The 21,599-nt window shown below is 39.3% G+C and carries 17 protein-coding genes and 1 pseudogene; 13 read left to right on the forward strand and 5 right to left on the reverse strand.

All coding sequences use genetic code 11. From position 1 onward, the window contains the following. Window positions 1-3: 3 nt before the first annotated feature. Entirely contained in the window at window positions 4-1,536 is a 1,533-nt protein-coding gene (locus tag PQ511_RS15670) for an FAD-dependent oxidoreductase (protein ID WP_273852839.1), read from the reverse strand. Between the two features lie 221 nt (window positions 1,537-1,757). Between PQ511_RS15670 and PQ511_RS15675 the strand changes: the two genes are divergently transcribed. The 3 genes from PQ511_RS15675 to PQ511_RS15685 all read left to right on the forward strand — a co-directional run bounded on the left by PQ511_RS15675 (window position 1,758) and on the right by PQ511_RS15685 (window position 6,676). Continuing rightward, complete coding sequence (locus PQ511_RS15675) at window positions 1,758-3,350, forward strand: diguanylate cyclase (protein ID WP_273852841.1); 1,593 nt, start codon at window positions 1,758-1,760, stop codon at window positions 3,348-3,350. Window positions 3,351-3,438: 88 nt separating this feature from the next. Next, window positions 3,439-3,804, forward strand: a complete 366-nt coding sequence (locus PQ511_RS15680) for a response regulator (protein WP_273852842.1) — start codon at window positions 3,439-3,441, stop codon at window positions 3,802-3,804. After that, window positions 3,797-6,676 carry an ATP-binding protein gene (locus tag PQ511_RS15685; protein ID WP_273852843.1) on the forward strand — a complete coding sequence of 960 codons (2,880 nt, stop codon included), beginning with the start codon at window positions 3,797-3,799 and terminating at the stop codon, window positions 6,674-6,676. The genes PQ511_RS15680 and PQ511_RS15685 overlap by 8 nt, the downstream gene beginning before the upstream one ends. A 17-nt stretch (window positions 6,677-6,693) precedes the next feature. Here PQ511_RS15685 and PQ511_RS15690 read toward each other — a convergent pair whose 3' ends face one another. Next, on the reverse strand, window positions 6,694-8,250 hold the full coding sequence (locus PQ511_RS15690) for an ABC-F family ATP-binding cassette domain-containing protein (RefSeq protein WP_273852844.1): 1,557 nt from the start codon (window positions 8,248-8,250) through the stop codon (window positions 6,694-6,696). Between the two features lie 271 nt (window positions 8,251-8,521). Between PQ511_RS15690 and PQ511_RS15695 the strand changes: the two genes are divergently transcribed. The 7 genes and pseudogenes from PQ511_RS15695 to PQ511_RS15725 all read left to right on the forward strand — a co-directional run. Continuing rightward, on the forward strand, window positions 8,522-9,691 hold the full coding sequence (locus PQ511_RS15695) for an endonuclease (RefSeq protein WP_420541718.1): 1,170 nt from the start codon (window positions 8,522-8,524) through the stop codon (window positions 9,689-9,691). 106 nt (window positions 9,692-9,797) lie between these two features. Continuing rightward, window positions 9,798-10,241, forward strand: coding sequence for a staygreen family protein (locus tag PQ511_RS15700; RefSeq protein WP_273852845.1), 444 nt, complete (start codon window positions 9,798-9,800; stop codon window positions 10,239-10,241). Between the two features lie 170 nt (window positions 10,242-10,411). Beyond that, window positions 10,412-11,776 carry a sigma-54 interaction domain-containing protein gene (locus tag PQ511_RS15705; protein ID WP_273852846.1) on the forward strand — a complete coding sequence of 455 codons (1,365 nt, stop codon included), beginning with the start codon at window positions 10,412-10,414 and terminating at the stop codon, window positions 11,774-11,776. 118 nt (window positions 11,777-11,894) lie between these two features. Continuing rightward, window positions 11,895-13,292 (forward strand): YjiH family protein, encoded by a 1,398-nt coding sequence (locus PQ511_RS15710; protein WP_273852847.1) that lies wholly within the window; start codon window positions 11,895-11,897, stop codon window positions 13,290-13,292. Window positions 13,293-13,319: 27 nt separating this feature from the next. Then, window positions 13,320-14,645 (forward strand): aspartate aminotransferase family protein, encoded by a 1,326-nt coding sequence (locus PQ511_RS15715; RefSeq protein ID WP_273852848.1) that lies wholly within the window; start codon window positions 13,320-13,322, stop codon window positions 14,643-14,645. Window positions 14,646-14,882: 237 nt separating this feature from the next. After that, entirely contained in the window at window positions 14,883-15,494 is a 612-nt protein-coding gene (locus PQ511_RS15720; RefSeq protein WP_273852849.1) for a DedA family protein, read from the forward strand. Between the two features lie 146 nt (window positions 15,495-15,640). Continuing rightward, window positions 15,641-16,078: pseudogene (locus tag PQ511_RS15725) on the forward strand (peroxiredoxin-like family protein); the annotation flags it as partial. A gap of 66 nt (window positions 16,079-16,144) precedes the next feature. Here the strand turns inward: PQ511_RS15725 and PQ511_RS15730 are convergent. Then, complete coding sequence (locus tag PQ511_RS15730) at window positions 16,145-17,494, reverse strand: globin family protein (protein ID WP_273852850.1); 1,350 nt, start codon at window positions 17,492-17,494, stop codon at window positions 16,145-16,147. A gap of 212 nt (window positions 17,495-17,706) precedes the next feature. Between PQ511_RS15730 and PQ511_RS15735 the strand changes: the two genes are divergently transcribed. Next, on the forward strand, window positions 17,707-19,812 hold the full coding sequence (locus tag PQ511_RS15735) for a HelD family protein (protein ID WP_273852851.1): 2,106 nt from the start codon (window positions 17,707-17,709) through the stop codon (window positions 19,810-19,812). A 172-nt stretch (window positions 19,813-19,984) separates the two neighbouring features. Here PQ511_RS15735 and PQ511_RS15740 read toward each other — a convergent pair whose 3' ends face one another. Together PQ511_RS15740 and ytzI are read right to left on the reverse strand one after the other, a co-directional pair. Beyond that, on the reverse strand, window positions 19,985-20,176 hold the full coding sequence (locus tag PQ511_RS15740; protein ID WP_273852852.1) for a YwbE family protein: 192 nt from the start codon (window positions 20,174-20,176) through the stop codon (window positions 19,985-19,987). After that, window positions 20,154-20,327: a YtzI protein gene (gene ytzI / locus PQ511_RS15745; protein ID WP_273852853.1), complete on the reverse strand. Its 174-nt coding sequence runs from the start codon at window positions 20,325-20,327 to the stop codon at window positions 20,154-20,156. The genes PQ511_RS15740 and ytzI overlap by 23 nt, the downstream gene beginning before the upstream one ends. 196 nt (window positions 20,328-20,523) lie before the next feature. Between ytzI and PQ511_RS15750 the strand changes: the two genes are divergently transcribed. Together PQ511_RS15750 and PQ511_RS15755 are read left to right on the forward strand one after the other, a co-directional pair. Continuing rightward, entirely contained in the window at window positions 20,524-20,856 is a 333-nt protein-coding gene (locus PQ511_RS15750; protein ID WP_273852854.1) for a lmo0954 family membrane protein, read from the forward strand. Between the two features lie 21 nt (window positions 20,857-20,877). After that, window positions 20,878-21,516, forward strand: a complete 639-nt coding sequence (locus tag PQ511_RS15755; protein WP_273852855.1) for a PspA/IM30 family protein — start codon at window positions 20,878-20,880, stop codon at window positions 21,514-21,516. The last annotated feature ends 83 nt before the right edge of the window (window positions 21,517-21,599 follow it).

The raw sequence follows: 21,599 nt of genomic DNA on the forward strand, positions 1-21,599 counted from the left end.
TTTTTAATCAAGGTCGTCTTTTAAATTCATTAGTGGTTGATCCGCTGGTCCTTCAAGCACCTCGCCATCAATACTGAAGCGAGATCCGTGACAGGGGCAATCCCATGTACGGTCATCCTCATTCCACTTTACTTCACAATACAAATGAGTACATGTTGTATCAACTACATGGATATCTCCTTCAGGACCTTTATAGGCACCAGCTTTTTTCCCGTTTACTCGAACAATCGCGGCTTCATCATTACTAAGTTCTGAAAGTTGTTTTGTAAACGATAATTTTCCTTTAATAAATTCACTAGCCACATTTGTATTTTGAATAAGAAATGTTTTGATGCTTGGGTCTGCATGAAAGCGAGAGGGGGAGAACAGATCAATATAAGGATTGTCTTTATCTAACAGATAGTCTCGGAATAGTAAGGCTGCAGCCGTGCCATTCGTCATTCCCCATTTATGAAACCCGGTTGCAATGAGGATGTTTGGCTCGTTTTTTGTAACGGGACCTATATATGGAAGTTTATCAAGCGTAAAGAGATCTTGCGCTGACCATCTATTTACGATTTCTGATAAGCCAAATGTTTCTTCTCCAAAAAACTTCAAGGCCTGGTAATGATCAGTTACTTGATGACCTTGCCCAGCTTTGTGGCTTTCACCACCAAACAAAATGATATCTTCTCCATTCACGTGATAGCTTCTAAGGGAACGCTTTGGCATATCAGCACTTAGATACATGCCACCTGGATAGGGTTGCTTTGTTTTTGCGGCAATCACATAGGACCTTTCCGCATACATTCTAGAGAAATAAAGAGCATTTCCATCATAAAATGGAAAGTGCGTACAGGCGATGACTGTTTGACATGAGATTTTTGCTCCATTCTTAGTCACTACAATGGGGTTTAATCCTTTTTCTACATCAACAGCGACAGTTTGCTCGAATATTTTTCCCTGCTGCTCTTTTATCTTCTGTATAAGAGGAGAAAGATAGGCTACAGGATTAAAATGAGCTTGATCTTTCATTACAATCGCCGCTTTAATTGAGATATCTATGGGAAGTTGATTCTGAAAGTCCCCATTAATCCCTAATTTACGGTAAGCGTTCATTTCATTCGTTAATTTACGGGCATAGTTATCCGTTGTGGTATAGAGAAAGGCATCCTCCTCTGTGAAAGAGCATTGGATCGATAAATCATGAATGGTTTGACGAATAAATTGAAGCGCTTCGTTGTTCGCATCGTAGTAGTTTCTCGCTTTCTCTTTACCAAAGTGGTTAAATAATTCATCGTAAATAAGGTCATGTTGAGCCGTGATTTTTGCCGTCGTATGTCCCGTCGTCCCATTCAAGAGCCGATCTGCTTCGAGTAGAATAACCTGCTTGCCGGCTTTTGAGAGAAGGTAAGCTGTTGTTATACCAGTGATTCCTCCACCAACAATCACGACATCAGTGGAAATAGATTCAGTAAGTGGTGGATTGACTTCAAGCTGATGATCGTTTCGCCAAATCGGCTCAGGCTTTTCGGGCCACGTATTGTTAACGTTCAATTCGATTCCCCCTATAGGTTTATATCCTCATCCTATTTTTTCCACCAAACCATTTTTCATTCATGATGAAGGGGAAGAAGGAAGGGGTGCGATTGAACCAATTAAATAAAATATGGAAAATTGACACAATATTTCTTGTAGGAGAACTTAATCTAAATTATGATAAAAGTATTTAGTTGTTCGACAAAATTCACTCTTGATCTCAAGGGGGAGGCTTTATGATGGAAAAATATAAGAAGAAATTCCTTTCGAATATGGAAGAGAAATATGAGGAAATAAAGACTAGAAATGACACTGTTACAGAGAAAGAATTGTATCAGTTATTACATACGTTTAAAGGAACTGCAGGCACGGTTGGGTATACAAAAGCTGCTGAAAAAGCTGAAGCCCTTCTCAATCAATTTGAATTTGAAAGCGAGCGCTATTATAGCGGTGAAGAGACAATAAGGATTTTGGATAATGTCATGGATGGCATTCGTGAAGAAGGCCCCGAGGCTAGTAATAAAGAGGTCGACGCACCTAAAATGATTATGATCATTAATTCAAATCCCCTTTATTTAATTGAGATGAAAGAGAATTTAGAAAGAACAGGGTACATTGTCTTTGCTGCTATGGATTTATCGAAGGCCCGTGCAGCTTTGTATGACATGTACCCTGACTGCATCATCATAGAGTTTCAATTAATTGAAAGAGACGAGAGTGGAGTTGCAAGAGAAGTGAGAGAGAAAGCAGAGCTCCAATTCATTCCTCTTATACTAACGAGCACAGAAAGGAAAGATTCTAATCGGATGAAAGCCTATGAATTTGGGGCTGATGACTTTCTCGATTTAGACGTGGAAAAAGAGGAGTACTTGTTACGAGTGAATCGTAAAATTGAGAAAAGGAAAATGATTGTGCACTCTGTATTAACCGATGAATTAACGGGTGCCTATAATCGTAAATTCCTCGACAGTCAACTCAACTATATGCGCTATGATCTCGTACGAAATGGGGAAAATGCTTCTTTAATTATTTTTGATATTGATCACTTTAAATCAGTCAATGACAAGTATGGGCACCTTATGGGAGACCAAGTATTAAAAAGTCTTGCTCAATTTATCATAGAAGAAAAACGAAATACAGATACATTTATACGATATGGTGGTGAAGAGTTTGTATTGATTCTTCCCGATACAAATTCGAATCAAGCGGCTAGATTTCTTGAGAGACTTTTAGAAGGTTTCAAAAAGAAAGTGTTCCGAACAAATAATCATTCTTTTTCTGTCACATTTTCAGCTGGGGTTGTTGAGATAGATGCTTCTTCCTCAAATCAACAACTATTAAATTATGCGGATGAAGCTCTCTATCGAGCCAAAGCTAATGGAAGAGACCAGGTAATTGTTTATCAAAGTGACAATGGATCGTCTAAACGACTTAAGTCCATTCGGATTGCTATTGTCGATGATGATGAAATTATGAGAAATCTTCTAACCTCTAAGCTTAGTGATTTCTCCATTGATGGAAACTATGATATAGAAGTAAAAAGTTATGAAGAAGGCTACTCGTTCTTCGAAGATACATGGCATAAAACGGGTGCTCCATGCCTCGTTCTTCTTGATGGCATTATGCCTGGTATGGACGGAAATGAAGTACTTAGTAAACTGCGAGAAGAGCAAGATTCTAGTGATTATGCTGTCATGATGTTAACGGGAAGAAAAGCAGAAAAAGATATCATTCAATCACTAGAACTTGGTGCAGATGACTATATTACAAAGCCATTTAGGATCGAAGAGCTTGAGGCAAGAATCAATAAACTAATACAAAAGATATTATAAATTCTTCTATACTAAATTATTAGTAGAATTCGGTCGATATAGTTACTAGAAAGATTTCTAACTAGAACCTACAGAAACGAGGGGAAATATGGGTTTAAAACTATTAGTAGCAGAAGATGAAGAGATCCTCAGAATGTTAATCGTTGATACCCTTGAAGACGATGACTATGAGATTGACGAAGCTGAAGATGGTGCTGAAGCATATGAGCTCATCAGCAACAATGACTATGATCTAGTCTTGCTTGATTACATGATGCCTGAGATGACTGGTCTTGAAGTGATCAAAAAGGTACGGTCTGAAGGGAATATGGATGTCAAAATCATGATGTTAACGGCAAAGGCGCAGAAAAAAGATGAAGAGATTGCAAGAAGTACAGGGGCGAATTATTTTATTTCAAAGCCATTTAGTCCAGTTGTTCTTGCTAGCATGGTAGGAGATATTTTAGGTGAATAGAAGATGGAAAAGTAGTTTGTCTCGTCAGTTCGTCTGGTTTATGAGCGGATTCTTATTACTAATTTTAATTGCAGCAGTTGGATTGGGGCTCTATAGTCAGTCGATTGAAGATAAATATGAAAAAAAAGTTGTCGACCTTAGGAAGAAGCAACAGTATGCCGTTGAACTAGAAGATAGTTTAAATGACATGTTCTTCGAGGCGCGGGGGTATCTAGGTTTTCGTTTGGAAGAGCCTTTCCTAAGTAATTACGAAGCCAAAAAGAATTCGATCGTCGATAAAATCAATCAGCTAGAACCGGAATTGGAAAGTACTGAAGAGAGAGAATATCTCACTTATCTTCAAGATAAGTTAATTAATTACTATAAGTTGTTTGAGAATGCGAAAGGCCAGGTAGCTAATGACAATACGGCGGGATTACAAATTCTTTCTCAAAATCAAGGGGGGAGCAATCTCGTCTACAATTTAAGAGATCAAACGAGAAATTTAGTATCTGATGTTGAAAATGAAATATATGCAACAGAACAAAATCTAATTGATCGTTTAGCGAACTTACAAATACTATTTGTATTTTTTGTAGTTTTCCTTCTCTTAATTGCAACGATCCTTGCTGGGATTATGGCTCGCCGAATTGGCAAGCCACTACAAGAGCTTGCATTAGCTTCTAGTCAAATGTCGTCAGGTGAAAATGTAGCGGTTCCACATGTAAAAAGGTCAGATGAGCTTGGCGAGCTTGCCAGGTCGTTTAATTTAATGATCACAAATATCCAACAAAACGAAAAAGCCCTTATCACATCAAATGAAACGTTGTTAGAACAAAGCAAAGAACTGCAAAGCAGTAAAGATACTCTTGAAGAAAATGTAAAGGTAATGAACGTTCAGAAGCAAGTGTTAGAACATCGTAATGAATTAAACCGCTCACTTGCCTCAACGCTAAATAAAAATGAGTTACTACAAAGTATCATTACGAACATGATTCATATTTTAAGTTCCGATAAAGGGATCATTGTGATGCTGAATCAAGGAAAAGATTATGCGTCTTTAGGCATTAGTCAGGAGAAGGTCCATGAGTGGATTGATCATCTTACGGATGGACCTGGAGTCAAAGCAATTCAACAAATGCAGTATCATATTGTACAAAGATCAGCATCGGTCGGAGAAGCCGGATATCATGGTGATAAAGTTCTCTCTAATGATTTGTATATCCCTGTTGTTTCAAATAATAAAGTCGTTGCTTTGCTCTGTATTACTAGAACTGGTGTGGAATACATGCCCGAAGAAGTATCAGAGATCAATGGTTTGTCCCGTCAAATTTCACTTGCTTTAGATAAAATTTTGCTTTATGAAACAACCGAAAATGAACGACAGGTAAACAGAGAAATATTAAACACCATTCGAGAGGGGATTCAACTTGTAGACAGAGAAGGAACAACCCGGGCCGTTAATGATCAGATGTGTACGATGTTGGATGCTTGTTTCCCTGATGGCGTAAACGAAAAAACATTTGTGGAGTGGAGTTCGAAATTTCTTGTTCAAGTAGCTTTAGATGACCGCAATGCGGTAAAGTCATACGTGCATGATGTTATCGCGGGTGTTAAACCCAAACAAAGTGAATTGATTTATCAAACAAATACAGAACCAGCGCTTTTTATACAAATGTATTATGAACATTTATATAATGGTGACAAGTTTATTGGCTCCATTTTTGTTCATCGTGATATTACTCGTGAACATGAGGTGGATGAAATGAAAAATGAGTTTGTTAGCACAGTTAGTCATGAACTGAGAACACCACTTTCAAGTGTTCTAGGCTTTACAGAACTCATGCTTTCAAAAGAACTGAAACCTGAAAAGCAAAAGAAGTATCTAAGTACGATTTATAAAGAAGCGAAGCGGTTAACCTCTTTAATTAATGATTTTCTAGATATTCAACGTATGGAAGCAGGAAAGCAGAATTACGATAAAGAGCGTATTAATTTGAAAGAAGTAATAGAAGAAGTGATCGATAGTTATCGCGTGCATTCTCAATTCCATTCTTTTATTGTGGAAGATACAACAAATGAACATGAAATTATTGGAGATGCTGATAAGATTAAGCAGGTAATGAATAATTTCATTAGTAATGCGGTTAAATACTCTCCTAAAGGTGGAAAAATAGTGACACGATTCAGGGGAGAAGAAGGTCAGCTCTATGTGGATATTAAAGATGAGGGCCTTGGAATTCCACATGATGCCCTTTCTAAACTATTTACCAAGTTTTATCGCGTTGATAATTCGGATCGGCGTCAAATTGGCGGAACTGGACTTGGGCTCGCTATTTCGAAAGAGATTTTGTTAGCACATGATGGTGATGTTGAAGTTACTTCAGAGCTTGGGAAAGGAAGTACATTTACTCTTGTTTTTCCTCTGATAAGAGAAAAATTGCCACTAGAGCCGAAATCTGGGGAACTAGAAGAGGGTGTATTGATTGTAGAAGATGATGATAGCCTTGCGCTATTATTAATGGAGGAAATCACCGAGAGTGGTTTTACTGCTCACCACTGTCGCAGTGGTGAAGCGGCAATCAAACTTCTTGAGAAAATGACGCCAAAAGGAATCGTACTAGATATTATGTTAGATGGCCGGATGAGCGGATGGGATGTTTTAAAAGCAGTGAAAGAATCAGAGCGGACGAAAGGTATCCCAATCTTCGTTTCTACAGTAAGTGAAGAGAAGCAACGGGGTTTCGAGTTAGGTGCTAATGATTATCTCATTAAGCCCTATCCACCTCAAAACCTTACTAAATCGCTGATTAAATCCATCGTAAATAAGAAGAATAATGGGAAGATCCTAGTTCCAGATTATTCGCTCACAGAAAAAGGCTTATCCGATTAAATGGATAAGCCTTTTTTCTATACGAGTTTCGTTGTCCAATCTTCACAATTCCACACATCGGTTGCAATATCTTGATAAAATTCTGGTTCGTGAGAGATGAGGATAATACTTCCTTTGTATTCATTTAAAGCCCTTTTTAATTCGGCTTTTGCCTCAACATCAAGGTGGTTTGTTGGTTCATCAAATACTAATAAGTTTGATTCTGTATTCATTAATTTACAAAGTCTAAGCTTTGCTTTTTCACCGCCGCTTAGCACATCGACCTTACTTTCGATATGCTTTGTTGTTAAACCGCACTTCGATAAAGCTGCGCGAATTTGTGCCTGGCTGTAGTGTGGGAATTCTCGCCACATTTCTTCAATACAGGTGTTTGATGTTCTGGTTTTGATTTCTTGCTCAAAGTAACCAGTGTATAAATAGTCGCCAAGCTCTACGGAACCTTCAATTGGTTTGATCTCACCAAGAATACTGCGAAGAAGCGTGGTTTTACCGATACCATTTGCACCCATGAGGGCAATTTTTTGACCTCTCTCCATTGAAAGGTTTAATGGTCGGGATAGTGGTTCATCATAACCAATCACAAGATCCTTTGTTTCAAAAATGAGCTTTCCAGAAGCACGAGCTTGTTTGAATTGAAACTCTGGCTTCGGTTTTTCTTTTGCCATTTCAATAACATCCATTTTATCCAGCTTTTTCTGCCGCGACATGGCCATATTACGGGTAGCAACGCGGGCTTTGTTACGAGCAACAAAATCCTTTAATTGAGAGATTTCTTGTTGCTGTTTCTTAAAGGCTGCTTCGACTTGTTGCTTCTTCACTTCGTATACGGATAAGAAGTTATCATAGTCACCAACATACCTTGTTAATTCTTGATTTTCCATATGATAAATTAAATTAATCACGCTATTTAAGAAAGGAATATCATGCGAAATCAAAATAAACGCATTTTCATATTCTTGTAAATAACGGCGAAGCCAAACGATATGTTGCTCATCGAGATAGTTTGTTGGCTCATCAAGAAGAAGAATATCTGGTTTTTCCAGAAGTAGTTTGGCAAGAAGAACCTTCGTACGCTGTCCACCACTTAAATCTTGGACATCTTTTTCAAGTCCGATTTCATCGAGCCCAAGTCCGCGTGCAATTTCCTCAACTTTTGCATCAATCACATAGAAATCATTATTTGCAAGCATATCCTGCATCGTTCCAGTTTCTTCTAATAACTTTTCAAGCTCTTCAGGAGAAGCTTCGCCCATCTTGGCAAATAATTCGTTCATTTCAGATTCATAATCAAACAAATACTGAAACGCGCCTTTAAGTGCATCACGGATCGTCATACCGCGTTCAAGAACAGTATGCTGATCAAGATAGCCAACTCGTACATTTTTAGACCATTCCACTGTTCCTTCATCTGGTTCTAACTTTCCAGTAATAATGTTCATAAATGTTGACTTACCTTCGCCATTAGCACCAATAAGTCCAATGTGTTCGCCTTTTAATAGACGAAAAGATACATCATCAAAGATGGCACGGTCACCGAATCCGTGCGTAAGGTTTTTCACGGTTAATATACTCATAGGAAAACATCCTTTATTCATGGTTTAACAATCCTCATTGATTATATCGGACAATGAGCTCTGATGAAAGTCAGGAAGATGAGAAAACGTTGGGAATTTCCGTAAGAACAGAATTTATAGTAAAAAAGGCATGGTTTTAATCCTCCTAAGGCAAATGACCTATTAAAAATAAAGGAACATTTACATCGTGTTTCCACTAGCTTAATCGTGTACGTTTAAACTAGAAGATGCTTCATGCACAAGAAGGATTTATTATGGGGAGGGAAGCAAAATGAACACGGCACGTCGCACTTATGGAACGGTAGTTTTTATGTTGGTGGTTTCGTTAATTATGATGTATTTCACGATTACACCCTCATTTGCAGACGGTTCAGGAACATCGTCATCACCATATTCCGTTACACAGGGAATTGCAAATCAGGGGAGTAGTGGAGCAGTGGAAGGGTTTATTGTAGGAAAGCCAGAATCAACATCTTCCATTGCTACCTTTCATTTTTCAGATGATTATGCTATTGCAATTGCAGATCAAGCAAATGAAACAAATGTCAATGAAATGCTTTTTGTTCAAGTGCCATCTTCGTTACGAAGTGCTTTTGGGTTGAAAAGCAACCCGGATTTAATAGGTGAATCCGTAGTTGTAAATGGAAGTTTAACAGATTATTTTGCTCATGCAGGTGTTAAGAGCGTATCGGCTATCGAACTCGGTGATGGAGCGGGAAGTGGAAATCCTGGTGGTTCAGGAGAAGCCTCTCCTTACGATGATACATACTACCGCTCTGCTGTAGGTAAAACCGGTAGTGCTTTGAAAACAGAATTGCACATGATTATTGATGATCATACAGAGCTTTCTTATAGTGAAGTATGGGATGCCCTGAGGGTTACCGACGAAGATCCGTTAAATCCTAATAATGTCATTCTTCTTTATAGTGGAAGGTCCCAAAGCAAGTATGAGAACGGCGGAGGAGTAGACGACTGGAACCGGGAACACGTTTGGGCAAAATCCCACGGAGATTTTGGAACGTCTATGGGACCAGGAACAGATGTTCATCACCTGCGTCCAACTGATGTAACGGTTAATAGCTCCCGTGGTAATCTTGATTTTGATAATGGTGGTTCTCCTCAATCAGAAGCACCTGGTAATTATTATGATAGTGATTCTTGGGAGCCCCGTGACAGTGTGAAAGGTGATGTAGCGCGAATGATTTTCTACATGGCTGTTCGTTACGAAGGGGACAGCGGGGAAGTTGATTTAGAAGTGAACGATCTTGTGAATAATGGTTCAGCACCATATATCGGGAAAATTTCGGTATTGAAAGAATGGAATGAAATGGATCCAGTCGATTCTTTTGAAGAAAATCGAAACAATGTGATTTATGATCAGTACCAGCACAATCGCAATCCGTTTATTGACCATCCTGAGTGGGTGGAAGCAATCTGGTAAGTATGGAAGAAGCATCTGAGTAAAAGCAGATGCTTTTTTTTGTGGAATAGAAGAACTGGCACCAAATTTTAGATTCTCCATAGGCTTTTCATTAGGGGGAATAGCAATGCGGCAACCGTATGTAACGTATCGTGATGGAATAAAGGAAAAGAAAAGGATTGTAGGAAGAAAGTATACATTAACGCATTCTGATGTAACGGGAGAATTATTTTTAACAGTTGGAACAGAATATGCCATCGATCGTATTACTTCTTTACGAGATGAAGTGCTTGGAACATTCCGAAATGATTGCGGACTCTATTATTATGTCTATGTCTTGATTGATGATCCAACAGAAGAAGGAAGAACAAGCATAAGAGATCGAATCTTTCGAGAAGAGTTGCCTGGAGCATTAAGGGCTATAAGATTAGGAGATCGATCGTTGTTTCAAGAATATCCAGAGTTAGATGACGTACCAATCTGGATTTACTTTGATTCTAATGAAGAGCAATGGGAAGCATACGAATATTATGGGTCATTTAGACAGTATACAAACAGCCAACAGAAGTAGGCCGGCTATTTATCTATTATCTTGGTTACCATCTGTTAGTAGTGCTAACAGTTATGGTACGATGTAAATGTGAGATTATTCAAAAATGAATAATAATAAACAAGTATCTGAGCGGATTTTTAAGTTGGTGTACGAGTAGTATTCAAAAATGAATAATAGCGGGTGATCATTTGACAGAGTGGAACGAATATAAAGCGATCTTTCATTCTTTACAAGACGATATTTTAGTAACAGATCGAAATGGGATTATCGTAAAAGTGAGTGAAGGAACGGGTATGGTTTATGGCGTGAAGGCCAATGATTTGATGGGGAGATCGGTATATGATCTTGAAAAAGAAGGATTGTTTACACCACTTGCAACACCACTAGTCGTGAAGGAAAAGAAGCGTGTTACTTTCGTGCAAACCGGTCCTGATGGGAAAAAGCTTCTCGTAACAGGTCTGCCTGTTTTTAACGAAATCGGAGAACTTCTAAGGATTGTTAGTTATTCACACGATATAACCGAGTTAATGGAAATTAAGGCTGGCATGGAAGAAATGTCTTCTGAGATGGAGCGTGTGAGAAATGAGCTGGAGCAGCTCAAACAACAACAGGATGATGGGGGACTGATTGCCCGAAGTGATGCTATGAGAAAAATTCTGGCTACTGGGAAGCAGGTTGCTGGAGTAGATGTGAACGTTCTTCTCTTAGGGGAATCGGGGGTAGGAAAGACAGAGCTCGCTCGTTACATTCATTCTAAAAGTGAACGCAGAGAGGCGCCATTTATAGAAGTAAACTGTGGGGCAATTCCTGAGTCTTTATTTGAGGCGGAACTTTTCGGGTATGAAGATGGAGCATTTACTGGAGCTAGAAAAGGAGGGCGCATTGGATTAGCAGAGATGGCAGCTAGCGGAACGCTTTTTCTAGATGAAATTGGAGAACTTTCGCTCCAAAATCAGGTGAAAGTACTGAAACTCATTCAAGAAAAGCGCTTTTATCGCTTAGGAGGAAGAAAAGAGGTTAGCTCAGATTTTCGAATCATTAGTGCGACGAATAAAGATTTGGAACAAGCTGTACGAGAAAAAATGTTTCGAGAGGATTTATATTTTCGATTAAATGTTGTTCCATTAGTGATTCCCCCTTTACGAGAGAGGAAGGAAGACATCCTCCCTCTTATCCAATCGTTTGTCGATCACTTCTGCAAAGCATATAAACGAAAGCGGATATTAAATAAAGGAGTGATTCACGAATTAACACAACATACGTGGAGGGGAAATGTTCGTGAGCTAATGAATTTAATTGAACGTCTTATCGTGACTTCGGATACATTCGTTATACATGAAACCGATTTGCCGCATACATATAAAAAAACAACAGAAGTTTATTCAGAAATGAATAATTTTCATGAAACATTACAAGAAACAGTTGAAAAAGTAGAGAAAGAACGACTTGAGCAGGCGAGACGTTATTTTCGCACAACAACGAAGATCGCTGAGGCGCTAGGCATGAGTCAACCAACGGTAGTTAGAAAACTTAAAAAATACAGAATTAAATAAATTCTGGCATAATACTTGCATGTTAAAAGAAGCGAAGAGTGAAAATACCTCTTGCTTCTTTTCTAATTTATATGCAAGAATATGAATTAATATTAAAATTGTCGAAGGAGAGTGAAAAATGGAAGTTAAACAGGAAAAGTCGTACCCGCTGGAAAGTACTAGTCAGTCGGTAGAGGGATCTCAGTCGAAAAAAGCTTACGCGTGGTTTATGATTCCGTCTTTAATTGGTATTTTATTATTTCTTGTCCCGGTCCCTTTTAACGGAAAAATGACGATTGGGGTAGGAATATTAGCTGAATCCATTCAGACAGCACTCGCTCCATTCTTACCTGGTTTTATGACAGCTATTCTTATTTTATCTGCTATTATTCCTATTGTTGCAAAAGCGTTCGAACCTAAAGCTATCATGCTTCGCCCATTTCTTAAACAATTGTTTTATGTAAACTGGTTCTGGATCAGTACTAGATTGATTGGAGCGCTCTTCGCCGTCATGACACTATTTAAATTCGGCCCAGAATTTATTATTTCAGATGTATCAGGTGGGACGATGCTGTACTCACTTGTTCCAGTTCTTGCCGCCTGGTTTCTCTTTGCGGGCCTTCTTATGCCACTCCTTCTGGAATTTGGTTTAATGGATTTCTTTGGAACAGCGCTTCGCCATGTGATGCGTCCTTTGTTTAAATTACCTGGTCGTTCCTCCATCGATGCGCTTGCTTCTTGGATGGGAGCAGGTACAGTAGGAGTATTAATCACAACAAAACAATATGAAGAAGGTTATTACACGAAAAGAGAAGCAGCTGTCATTGCCACAAACTTTTCGATCAATTCAATTGCGTTCAGTCTTGTTGTGATTAGTTTCATAGGTCTAGAAGAGATGTTTGTACCATTTTACTTTACAGTTGTTGTGGCTGGTCTAGTCGCAGCTATAGTTTGCCCACGAATCCCACCTTTATCGCGAAAAGCGGACACATACTATGAAGGGACAGGAAAGCAAATTTCAGAAGAGGTCCCCAAAGGTGTTTCTAGCTTTAAGTGGGGAATGCAAAAATCGCTAGAAAAAGCTTCAGAGGTGAAAGGGGTTAAGTATGTAGCGGGGCAAGGTGTGAATACAGTTCTAGATATTTATTTCGCATTGATTCCGCTTGTAATGGCGCTTGGTACTGTTGCCCTGATCATTGCTGAATTTACTCCTTTCTTTACTTATTTATCTATGCCGATTGTTCCGATACTAGAATTAATGCAAATTCCTGAGGCAGCAGCAGCAGCTCCAGCAATGCTCGTTGGTTTTGCCGATATGTTTTTGCCAGCTGTAATTGGAACAGGAATCGAAAGTGAACTGACGCGCTTTGTGATTGCGGCTGTTTCGTTAACACAGCTGATCTACATGTCTGAGATTGGTATTTTACTAGTGAAATCAAAAATTCCTATTTCCGTTCTTGAATTGGCGATTATTTTCTTGCAGCGTACAGTTATTACACTTCCAATTATTGTTATTATGGCTCATTTCTTTTTATAATAGTTGAACTTAAAGGAGGACATTACAGTGGCTACATCTTTTGAACAGAGATATCACAACATGTCAGACTATCTAGCACCTAGTATGGCGAAGGATCACCCTAACTTGCCTGTTGTGAAAGAAGAAGGGTGCTATTACTACGGTGCAGATGGAAAAACATACCTTGATTTTACATCAGGGATTGCAGTGGCAAACACGGGACATCGTCATCCTAAAGTGGTACAAGCCATTAAAGATGGCGCTGATTCACTTATGCACGGACCTTCAGGAGTTATTATGTATGACTCCATTCTTCAACTAGCTGAGCGGCTTCAAGGCATTATGCCGAAAGATTTGGATTGTTTTTTCTTTGCAAACAGTGGAACAGAAGCAATTGAAGGTGCAATGAAATTAGCAAAATACGTAACGAAGCGGCCTTATGTTATTTCATTCACTGGGTGTTTCCATGGACGTTCACTTGGTGCACTTGGTGTAAGTACATCAAAAAGTAAATATCGCAAATTCTTGCAGCCTAATGGACTAACTTACCAGATTCCATTTGCGGACATGGCTGGTTGTCCAGAGGGGGGAAATGTAGAAGATTACTGCGTTTCTGAGCTCGAGAAAGATTTTGAACGGCTTTTTGATCATCAAGTAACTCCGGAAGAAGTGGCTTGTGTTATCGTGGAACCAGTATTAGGAGAAGGCGGCTATATTATTCCACCGAAAGAATGGCTACAGAAAGTGAGAGAGATTTGTGATCGTCACGGTATGCTACTTATTTTTGATGAAGTTCAAACAGGATTTGGTCGTACAGGAGAGTGGTTTGCTGCCCAGACGTTTGATGTAACCCCAGATATTATGGCGATCGCAAAAGGAATTGCCTCTGGGCTACCGTTAAGTGCGACAGTCGCTTCAAAAGAATTAATGAGTCAGTGGCCAATGGGGACACATGGAACGACATTTGGGGGAAACCCGATTGCTTGTTCTGCAGCCTTAGCTACTCTTGATGTCATTGAAGAGGAAGAATTACTAAGAAATTCTCGGGAAATGGGAGCCTATGCTTTAGAAAAATTAGCGGTTATAAAAGAACGACATCAAGTGATTGGCGATATCCGGGGAGTTGGTCTCATGATTGGAATTGAAATTATTGATCCTGAAACAGGAGCACCGGATGGTAATGGCATGATGCGCATATTAGATTTATCACTTGAAAAGGGCGTTCTCTTTTATCTTTGCGGAAAACATCAGGAAGTTATCCGCATGATTCCTCCACTTATTATAACGAAAGAACAATTGGATGAAGGGCTGCGCATTTTTGAAGAAGCTGTGATTTCATTCGAACTTGAAAAGGCTGTTACTGTAGGTTCCTAATGGGAAATCCCTATCACTGTAATTGTGATAGGGATTTTTTATGATGCTTTCTCAAATATTGACGATAGATTTCAGACTATCTTTTCATTTCCGCGGAAATAGTTTAAATTTCGCGGATGAAAACAGAGGGATTTGTCGAATTGGAAGATTAAAACAGGTCTAATTCGGTTTCATGCTCGGCATTCAGGGAACTTAATAGACAGACATAATTTAAGAGTAAAGGAGATCGGATCCACTATGCTGGAATTTCTGATTCACTTCCTGAAAGAGCTTGGAATTTGGGGGCTTCTGATAAGCAATGCGATTGAAGCATCATCTTTGCCTTTTCCAGGTGGCATGATGACACTAACGTATGGTTACTTATTAAATGCTTCTGTTATCGAAATGATCGGTTTCGCATTTCTGACAAGTGTAATCTATACCATTTTCAGCTTTATTCCTTATGGGATCGGTCTGAAAGTAAAAGATAAAATAGAAAAAAAGCTTAAAAAGAAGAAAGTAGAACGAGTGCAGCGCTGGTTCAGAAAGTGTGGTTCTTGGAGTATTGCGATTACACGACCGCTTGGTGTAGGCAATTATGTATCCTATGTGTCAGGAATGAGCAAGGTAAAAGCATGGGTGTTTGGTGTTCTTACCTTTATAGGAATCTTCCCGTGGACAATCGCGATGTTATGGATCGGGAAAAATGGAAACATTAAATCCGTTCAAGCGATCTTTGGAAGTATTCAAAAATATCTCTTCTTGCTTCTAGTGGTCGCAGTTATTGGATTCCTTGGGTATCACTACTATCAGAAAAAGTGTAAAATTGAACATAAGAAGCAGGTGGTTAACACCGACCAAACGTCATAACAAGCAAGTAAGGAGAGGTTACTTTGAATCAATTAACATATCAGCTTGAAATTCCGGAAAGTACGAACGTTACGCTTGCACAGCTAATCAATCAAAAGAAATCAATGGTTGTATTTGTCCGTCATCTTGGCTGACCAGTCTGTCGAGCTTATCTTACGCAGTTGCGTAAGCGCGTTGATGAAATAGAGAAGGAAGGCTTTCAGATCATTGCCATTGCACCTTCCAATGCTACCTATATCCGTCAGTTTACAAACGCCTTCGGAGAGTTTCCATTTGTGATTGCAGGTGACCCGAAGAGGGACGCCTATCGAGGAATGGGCCACCATACAATGCCGAAATGGAAGCTACTCGGACAAGCAGCAATTGGTTTCGTCACTCGTAAAATGGAAGGGTTTATACCAAAAGAACAAAAGAAAAAAGACTTTGTGCTTAAATCAATGAAAACGCAGGATGTTTACATTCAAGGCGGAACATGGATTTATGATGAAAGAGGGAACTTAGTCTGGCATCATATTGATCAGTCTCCAGAAGACCATGCAAAAATCGATTTGGTCATCGATGTTTTAAAAAAATATAACGCATAGAAAAATCGCTTCTAACGATGTTAGAAGCGATTTTTTGTATCTATGTCGTTTACAGGCATGTACGAATTACTGATTAACGACTTTTCTGCGAATAGCAAATGCTGAACCAGCTACTGCAAGAGAACCTATTGTCATCCAAAGAGCTGATAGGTCAGATGACTGCTCACTTGCACCACCCATACCCGTTTTAGGCATATCGCCAGGCATTGCTTCACCAGCAAACTTATTAGGCATCTGTTTCACAATCGCTCCACCTAGAGATTCTCCTACACCAAACATGAATGCATAGCCTTCACGGAATTGATCTGTCGATGCTTTGAAATCATCAGACATGTACGATTCAAATGTACCTACGACTTGTTTTTCATGAGCCATAAGTGCTTCAGTCGCCGCATCCGTTGGAAGGTTTTCCTCTGTAGCTGTTCCTAGGAATGTACCGAAGTTTTCAGGGAAAGTTTTTAAAAGACGTTCTTTTGCCATTTTCATTGCTTCTTCATCTTCAGAAAGAGAGGCGACAACAAGGTCAGCTTGTGCAGCGATGTGGTCTTCTTGCCAGATCTTTTCAAACTGCGCAGCACCTTCATCTCCGTAAATTGAGCCGATCGCCGTTTTAAAGTCAGCCGTGTTTCTATCCTCTGCCCAGTTTACAAAGTCATAGTCTTCTGATTGATCATAGCCTTTTTCAAGACCAAGTGAAGAAAGAGCAAAATGTTCAGAAGCTAAACTGTTTAGAGTTGATCGTAAATCTGCAGCAGGTGTAATAGCTTTCGTGTTTTCAAATTTGTCGGGCATCTGTGTTACGATCGCACTCGATAATGCTTTACTAATGGCAAACATATGCTTATGTCCTTCGCGGAATGTTGTATAAGCTTGTTCATAATTTCCTTCTGTGTATTCATCAAATGTTGTTAGAACTTGGTCTTCATGGACTTCTAAAACATCTGCAGCAGCTTCTTTTGGAAGATTTCCTTCAGTTGCTGTATCAAGGAAAGTGGAGAATTCATCAACAAATTCATCTACTTCTTTCTCAGCTTCTTTGCGAAGTTCTGCATCATCTTCAGTGGCTGCTTTTACAAAATCAGCTGAATAATCATTATGTCCTCTAAAAATATCTTCAAATTGTTGCGCAGCTTCATCACCATAAACAGATGCGATGGCTGGTGTCATATCGGCTGCGTTCTGATCAAGCGCTTCAGTTACTTCTTTAGCATCTTCAGTGCCATCATACGATTTTGTCATCGACGTAACTGCTAGAACAAAATGTTCGGATAAGAGCTGATCAAGAGTTGCTCTTAGATCTGCTGCTGGTGTACTCACCGTTGGTTCTGGTTCAGCGGCGCCTGCAACTGTCGGGAACAATAGGGTTAGCCCTAGAGCCGGAACCATTAATTTTTTAAATGCTTTTTTCAAGTTCATTTTTTCTTCACGCTCCTTGTTTTTTTTACCGTTGTTTTTGATTACACTTAGCTAACGAGAGGATAAAGAGTTTGGATCATTTTAAGAGAGAATTCTTTCGAAAAAATTTGTTTTTAAATTTTCTAAAAATAACTTGGTTGATGGACTGTCTCTGTGGTAGTATTAAATTTCTGTCTAATTGAATGACAAATCTCATAAGGAGGTAACTGATCTTGGATCATAAGACTCAAAGTGCCTATCGAAAAGAGAAGCAGCAACTCGACCAAATCGCTGCCGAGATTACAAAACAGCAAAGAGCGTTGGAAGGATACCCGCGGTATTCAGGTGAGAATGTAACGGAACAGGTGCTTGAAAGCATTCGAGAGGAAAATCGCCAATCACTAGCTATAGCAGCGAAAGAACCATACTTTGCTCGAATGGATTTTCAAGAAGAAGAAAAGTCATCACATTCCTATTATATTGGGAAGGTTGGTGTAGCCCATGGGGAGTCACAAGATTCTCTTGTAGTTGATTGGCGAGCGCCTGTTGCCAGTATGTTCTATGCTTTTACAGGAGCGGAAAAGGATGTTTATTATTTATCACCAGATGGGGTCATTGAAGGAAATATTGAACTAAAAAGAAACATTGTGATTCGAGATAAAGAACTTCAGCGAGTGGTGGACACTTATGTCGAAGGAAGCGAAGAATTAAGTGGATCAGACGAGTTTCTTCTCTATCGGCTAAGTGAAAATAAAGACAATCGCCTTCGTGATATTGTTTCTACAATACAAGCAAAACAAAATGATATTATACGTGCAGAACGGTCGACCCCGTTAATCATTCAAGGTGCGGCCGGGAGTGGGAAAACAACTGTTGCTCTGCATCGATTAGCTTACTTATTGTACGAATATCGCGATACCATTCAGGCAGGAAGAATGATTATCTTTGCACCGAACCGAATGTTCCTAGACTATATTTCTGGCGTACTGCCGGAGTTAGGTGTTGGGGGAATTCAACAATCGACCTTTACCGATTGGACATTAAAAATGATTGAAGAAAAAATAAACGTTGATGCTTCAGAGGATGATCTTCAAAAATGGTTTGGAGAAGATCGACCTGAGATGGAGTTGGCTAGTGGAAGAGTAAAGGGATCGATCGTCTTTAAAAAATGGATCGATGAAGCTCTTTTAAGCTATAGTCAATCAGTAAGCCCAGAAGGATCGTTTACGCCATTTGAAGGAAGTACGCTTTCTGAAGAGAAAATTCAACAGTGGTTAAAAGATCTCTCTGCCTATCCAGTCGCCCGGAAGCGTGACATGTTAATGAACCGCTTTAAAATTTGGATAAAAGATGAGATTAAATCCATTGAAGGAAGTCATATTCAAAAAGAATATCGTAAGCAGGCGAATGATCAACTGAAGCGATATTTCAAAAAATGGCCGAAGCAGACAGCATTTTCTTTTTACAAATCATTGTTTCAAATAAATCCTCCCAAGTATGTAGATGAAAATGAAAGAGTTCATCTGCTTGATGAGGTGCTCATAACAGAATCGGCAAAGCTTTTAAAGAAGAAGAGGGTAGCCCCCTCTGACCTTGCTCCCATTCTCTATATACAACTTAAATTAAATGGTGTGCATAAGGATGATGTTTTTCAGCATATTGTAATTGACGAGGCGCAGGACTTCTCACCATTTCAATTAGCTTTGTTAATGGAAGTGAATCGCGCTCGCTCCTTTACGATACTTGGAGATCTGGCGCAGGGAATACACGCTTATAAGGGAATTCATCGGTGGGAAGAATTCAGAGAACTATTTGAAGGGAATGAGCTTTATATAGAATTAGAACAAAGCTATCGCTCTACATTAGAAATTATTGAGTTTGCTAATAAAGTCATTGCTCATGCCGAAATACCAGTTCAGCCGGCTATACCGGTATTTCGGAGTGGAGAGAAAGTGGAAGTTAGTGAAATGCTAGAAGACAAGCTAGTGGACTCCTTGTTTAAAACAGCGCAGGATATGAAAAGACGAGGGTTGAAAACCATTGCCATTGTTGGAAGAAGTGAAGAAGAATGCAAATGGTTGTATCAGGAGCTTGCTAAGCAGCAGGATGTCAACCTTCTATCAGTAGACGATCGGTCCTATGCAGGTGGCATTTCCGTAGTACCCATTTATTTAACAAAGGGCTTAGAATTTGATGGTGTTATCGTAGCGAATGCAAATAAAGATCATTACATGCTACATGCTGAAGATGCCAAACTGTTATACGTAGGGTGTACACGCGCCTTGCATGAGCTAAAACTCTTTTATACAGATGCTCCCTCACAATTGTTGCCGAGTTAAAAGTGGTCTTGCTTGTATAATCGACTGGGGTTGATCTTCTTATAACAAAATCAGTTTACTAGAATTCAACCGGTTTCGTTTATTTTCCATTCATTATTTTAATCATTTGCTGGCGTTAAAACCATAGAAAAGCGAAACCCCCCAGAATTTATTCCGGGGGGTTTTACGATTATCACAAGATGGTTTTGACGCGGCCAACTTGTCCGTCTTCAAGACGTACTTTAATGCCATGTGGATGAGTTGGAGATTTTGTTAAAATATCTTTCACAATCCCTCGCGTTGTTTTGCCAGAACGCTGGTCTTGTTTCAAGACGATATCAACGGTTTTTCCCGGCGTTATATTACTTCGATTCTGTCCGTTCATGTTTCCCCTCTTCCTCTGTCTCCCGATGTTCATCTGGCAACGGGTCGACAGTATGTTTGACACTGTACCCTTTTGATACAGCCATTCCAAAAGCAGCGGCAATGACAATCGTCATAATGATCACAACTATGATGGTCGTAATAATAACCATTCCCGAACTCCTTTCCGTGCTATCTGTTTTCACTTTACCATGATTCGTTTCGTTAAGATAGAAGAGGCTTTAATCGTATACTTGATACTATCTATGATTTAACTAAGGCTAAGGTCTTATGCAAAGATATAGCTCTAGCTCATTATGAAAGCTTGTGGCAAAAGATAGAATAAGGGTATGAAAGGAGGCGATCTTGATGAAGAAAGCAGGTTTATTATTATTAGGGATCATTGCTGCGATTGTTTTGCTAGCAAACCTTGGTTCACTAGTAGGCATGATCATAAGTCTTGGTATCTTATACGTGGCAGTTAAGAAATTTCTTCAAGCGGATTCAACAACCGGAAAAGTCATCTGGGGAATTATAGGGGTCATCGGTTTAAGCACGGCAGTGGCAAATATGCCAGCTATCCTTGGCCTCATAGCAGTCTATGTGCTCTATGTTATTTATAAAAAATGGGATGAGCCTGGAGAGTCAGAGGATCCATTCACTAATTTCGAAAAGCAGTGGGATGAACTTAAACGAAGCTAAATAAAAAGGAGAGAAAATGAAATGGCAAATTTACTAACCCGTATCAAACATTCAATTGAAGCTGATTTTCACAATATGCTGGACCAGAAAGAACAAAAAAATCCACTATCAATGTTAAATCACTACCTCAGACAGTGCGAACAGGAAGTGGAGAAGGCGGAAAAACTCGTTGAACGACAGTCGACACTTTTAGATGAGTTTAGAAGAGAACTTGTTAAAGCAAGAAGAAATGCAGAGAAACGAGCGGGACAGGCTGTTCTAGCGAGTGAAGCTGGAGAAACGGATTTATACGAATTTGCTAAACAAGAGGAAGTTCAGTACGAAGAAAGAGCAGACCGCTTATCTCAATTAGTAGATGAAGCAGGACTTGAGCTGAAGCGTCTTGAACAAAAACATGAAAAGATGAAGCATAAGTTGAAAGATATGTCGCTCAAGAGAATGGAGTTGATGGGAAAAGAAAATATTGTAAGAGCCCATCACAAAATGGACGTCATTCTTGAAGAGAGTCAAGTTCGCAACCAACCATTTAATCGCTTTGATGAGATGGAAAAGTATATTGAACGACTTGAGAAAAAGGTGAATCGAGATTATTATGTTTCAAGCATGGATATGAAGTTTCATGATTTAGAAAAAAAGACAAAAAAGCAAGACACTCATTAAAACTTTCAGAGGAATAGTGGTATTCTAAAAGAGGCGCATGCGCCTTTTTTGGTCATTCAAGATAGGTGGATTTAGGATGGAGG

This window comes from Guptibacillus spartinae (genome assembly GCF_028610625.1).
Lineage (GTDB): Bacteria > Bacillota > Bacilli > Bacillales > Guptibacillaceae > Guptibacillus > Guptibacillus spartinae.

Bases quoted from the DNA above. Each gene is read 5' to 3' on its own strand.
- PQ511_RS15675 (WP_273852841.1), top strand. From the start codon at position 1,758: ATGGAAAAATATAAGAAGAAATTCCTTTCGAATATGGAAGAGAAATAT.
- PQ511_RS15680 (WP_273852842.1), top strand. From the start codon at position 3,439: ATGGGTTTAAAACTATTAGTAGCAGAAGATGAAGAGATCCTCAGAATG.
- PQ511_RS15690 (WP_273852844.1), bottom strand. From the start codon at position 8,250: ATGAGTATATTAACCGTGAAAAACCTTACGCACGGATTCGGTGACCGT.
- PQ511_RS15695 (WP_420541718.1), top strand. From the start codon at position 8,522: ATGAACACGGCACGTCGCACTTATGGAACGGTAGTTTTTATGTTGGTG.
- PQ511_RS15700 (WP_273852845.1), top strand. From the start codon at position 9,798: ATGCGGCAACCGTATGTAACGTATCGTGATGGAATAAAGGAAAAGAAA.
- PQ511_RS15710 (WP_273852847.1), top strand. From the start codon at position 11,895: ATGGAAGTTAAACAGGAAAAGTCGTACCCGCTGGAAAGTACTAGTCAG.
- PQ511_RS15720 (WP_273852849.1), top strand. From the start codon at position 14,883: ATGCTGGAATTTCTGATTCACTTCCTGAAAGAGCTTGGAATTTGGGGG.
- PQ511_RS15730 (WP_273852850.1), bottom strand. From the start codon at position 17,494: ATGAACTTGAAAAAAGCATTTAAAAAATTAATGGTTCCGGCTCTAGGG.
- PQ511_RS15740 (WP_273852852.1), bottom strand. From the start codon at position 20,176: ATGAACGGACAGAATCGAAGTAATATAACGCCGGGAAAAACCGTTGAT.
- ytzI (WP_273852853.1), bottom strand. From the start codon at position 20,327: ATGGTTATTATTACGACCATCATAGTTGTGATCATTATGACGATTGTC.
- PQ511_RS15750 (WP_273852854.1), top strand. From the start codon at position 20,524: ATGAAGAAAGCAGGTTTATTATTATTAGGGATCATTGCTGCGATTGTT.
- PQ511_RS15755 (WP_273852855.1), top strand. From the start codon at position 20,878: ATGGCAAATTTACTAACCCGTATCAAACATTCAATTGAAGCTGATTTT.